Here is a 3,949-nt window from a genome sequence, read left to right on the forward strand (position 1 = left end):
GACCCTTAAATATAAGATATAACATCTTAAAAACTGCAATTTACCGCATATTATCAAAGGTATTAAGTGTAATGTTTATAACGATAATCAAAAAGTGGAATAAAAGTGTAATTATAGTAGTAGAAATACCGGGTTCTGGTTTACTTTAAGAGTAACTACAGAAAAAATGCTCTTTTGAGAAGCAGCATAGAACAAGGATAAAAATTGTAAAAATCATAATTTATGTCGGAACAACTTCCCGGCTTAATTGTCTTTTGCTTTGGGTTCTGTCTTTGCCACATTACTTTTATCTGCATTATATAGATGTACATCTAACTGGGGGTAAGCGATTTGAATATTTGCTTTATCGAATCTCTTATAGATATCCTGGTATATTGAACTTGTTATAGATAAACCACTATTGGCATCTTTGGCTAAGACCCGAAGCTCAAAATTAAGTACGCTATCACCAAAACTTCTGAATAAAACCGTTGGGACACTATTTTTCACCAAATTTTCATTTGCTTTTCCTGCTTCCATTAGTGTTTTAATAACCAGGGCAATATCCGATCCATAAGCAACACCTATGGGCAGAATTAAATTCTTTCGCCTGTTATTCAGGGTCCAGTTGGTCACATTTTTAGAGGTAAAATCAGAATTGGGAACAATAAGATCTCCTTGTTCAAAAGTAGTTAATCTTGTTGCGCGCAAACCAATTTTATTAACTGTAGACCACGGTGTACCTGGGGCCGAAATACTATCGCCTTCCCTGATCGGTCTTTCAAAAAGTAGAATAAGTCCGCTGACAAAATTGTTCACCAGGCCCTGAAGTCCAAAACCAATCCCCACACCAAGTGCACTCAATATAATTGTAAAATTAGTCAGATCAAAACCTAGTAGTGTTATTGCTATCATGAAACCAATAAACATAATAAGGTAGTGTAATAGCTGCGAAATTGATAGGCGGGCACCTTTGTCGATATCCTTCTTATTGAGAGCTTCGCCCATTATAAATCTGCTGACTACAGTAGATAAAATATAGGATCCATATAGAACACATAAAGCTGTAATAATTATTTGCACTGTAATTTGATTGCTCCCAATAGTGAACCCAAAAGACATGAGCTGCTCATTTGCTTCCTTCATGCTGCTAAAAACGCCCCATGTAATTAAAATTTGTGGGATTAGTATAAAGACTGAACCAAGGATACTAATAAATGTTGACAATCGGTCGACACTTGTCCTGATATCCTGATCATTCACATGTTCTCGATTATAGGTTAGTTTTATAAGTAACCATTCCAGAGCACCGCGGATTATAAATATGTATACCCCGTATACCACTATTTGAACAATGCTTCGTATTAATGAATCAAATAAAAACATGGCTAAAACTTCCTTCCCGACTATTTCAGCCAAAAGAACCAACCCAAAATATAGGGCAAAACCAGACAACATATAAGTCAGGAGTTTTGGCTTCTTTTCACTAACGCTCTGCCTTATCCAATATGCTAATAGAATAACAATTGCCAGGGAAATCAGCACCACATATAGCCTGAACAGGGGAACAGGGATATTAATCGCTACAAGGAAATTAGTAAAAATTACTATCGCTATAAAAATATAAACGAGGTTCTTCTTCCATGATTGCAACACCTTACTTACCAAAGCACAAAAAGTAACACCAATAATAACCATAGATGTAAGATTTATTATTGCTGGTATTTCCACGTCTATAAATAATAAGAACATGGTTGTGGTACTAAAAAATAAAGCCGTCGGGAGTTCCTGATTAGCAAGAAACTTATATTTGGTACTGTCCTGTATAGAGGTGTTATATTTCTTTAGAATCAAATAAATCCCTAAAAACACAAAGAGTTCAAAAATAAACATCCAGAAATACGATAGCCACTTAAAATTATGCGGAAGGGCAAGTAATTTAAATCCATCTTTGGTTTTCTTCGACAATTGAGGGCTAAATTGATCCCCGTATTGTGAAGAAAACAAGGGAGCCGATTCATCAATCAGAACTTTCTGCATGGTTTGGTCAGATAAAGCTTGAAATCGTTCTTGTAGTGAATCAAGTTTTGGCTGTAATTTATACCCGTTGTTTTGAATTTGTAATAATTCTTCCAATTTTGGTACAATATAGCTAAGCGCCGTATTTATATTCCGTAAGGTATTGCTAAACGTAATTTGAATTAGTTCTGGCGTGTTTTTGACCACCAGAGTATCTTCCCATATTAACCAATTTTCCTGTTCTTTCAGCCACCCTTTTCTATCATCTTCAATAGATTTAATAGCATCGGATAATGGAACGTTTGCCTCTTTAAATGTGCTGATCACCTTCAAAGTGCTCTTTTTAAATTCATTTAGTGCCCGTACACTTACATGATCGGAACTTTCCATATCCGTGATTTCTGATGTAAGCGAATCAATGTTTTTTTCAACAGCAGCAAATTGGGTTTTTAGAGCTTTTTGGTTTACGGTATCCTTTTGCGATTTTTCTGTAAGAGCCAATTTTGCTTCAATTTTCGCGGCCAGAGGTATAATATCTGATATTTCAGGCACTGCAGGAGTCTCCTTTTTAACCGGTACTTGTGGACTAGCCGGTTTAGCAGCAGCCTGACCATAAACAGCAGGCACAGCCCCCAACAAAAGTCCGCTGAAAAGGAATACAAAAGCGATTTTATATACCCATAAAAATGAGAAGGTAATTTTCATATGCGAGCCTCTAAAATTCATGACAACTGTGCTAAAAAGTTTAACGAAAATACAATTTATTTAGTTCTTATTTACCATCCTAAAACGTAAAAAATCAATGATAAATGCTGTACGCTATATTACTAAACTGTTACTAAAAACACAGTTAGTTTCAATATTAAGGAGTGGCATAAAGTATAGTAAGTATAAATGATTGTACTCATGCCAAGATAATTAATAATAATTATCTTTAGCCCTTAAATGAAGCAGTTAAATTGTGTCAAAAGCCATTAAAGACAATATAATACGTACCAAGTTACATCGGCCTCCTGTATCTGATGATATATTACTGCGTACCAGCCTTATTGAAGAACTGGAGAAAAATCGCTTTAAACCTCTTACCCTTGTGGTTGCGCCTGCCGGATATGGTAAAAGTTTGATCATCAGCGAATGGATAGAGGACCAAAAACTGGTCAATGCATGGATTTCATTAGACGGGGAGATCAATAATCTGCCTATTTTTCTTGAGTATTTATGTGCGGCATTAATCACTATATTTCCTCCAAAGAAACAAGAATTTTGCTCGATGACAAAGGCTGCGGTATTACCTTCATTAAATATCCTAACCACCACACTGCTTAATGAAATTGACGACTTAGAAAATAAATTTGTACTGGTTCTTGATGACTACCAGTTTATCAAAGATGATCAGATCCATGAATTTATTAATGCGATTCTGAAATATCCTCCTAAAAATATGCATTTGGTCATTATTTCTCGTCGCGATCCACCTCTTAAACTTAGCACTTTTAGAGCTTATAACAGGATTAGTGAAATTAGGATGAAACAATTGGCATTTTCAAAGAAAGATATTCATTTATTGTTCCAGAAATCCTTTGACCAAGCTCTCTCAGATAAAACAGCAGAATTACTATTCGAACACACTGAAGGTTGGATTGTTGGGATACGCCTCGCCATATTATCTGTTAATAATGTAGAGGAAGCAAACAATTTACTAGCCAACTTCCGGGGAGATACTTTTGAAGTTTCTGAGTTTATTCTGGCCGAGATATTAAATAAAGAATCCGAAGAAATTCAGAATTTGCTCATTATCAGCGCCTTGTTTGATAGGTTTTGCGCAGAGCTTTTGGATGAAGTGTTACCAGACTTATTAAACAATGACCATGCCATAAAGAATGGCCAAGAATTTATAGACGGGCTTTTAAAAACTAACTTATTTGTTATACCACTGGATGCGGAGCACAAG

Annotated in this window: 2 protein-coding genes; one reads left to right on the top strand and one right to left on the bottom strand. The window is 35.5% G+C overall.

Features of this window, described 5'->3' with window-relative positions:
- Window positions 1-243 precede the first annotated feature (243 nt).
- Window positions 244-2,703 (bottom strand): mechanosensitive ion channel domain-containing protein, encoded by a 2,460-nt coding sequence (locus tag WBN20_RS15960; protein ID WP_424282402.1) that lies wholly within the window; start codon window positions 2,701-2,703, stop codon window positions 244-246.
- Window positions 2,704-2,959: 256 nt separating this feature from the next.
- On the opposite strand from WBN20_RS15960, the gene WBN20_RS15965 reads away from it, so the two are divergent.
- Window positions 2,960-3,949, top strand: a 990-nt coding sequence (locus WBN20_RS15965; RefSeq protein WP_424282403.1) for a hypothetical protein, incomplete at its 3' end; no start/stop codon positions are given.

It is taken from the genome of Eudoraea sp., assembly GCF_049665975.1.
Classification (GTDB): Bacteria; Bacteroidota; Bacteroidia; order Flavobacteriales; family Flavobacteriaceae; genus Eudoraea.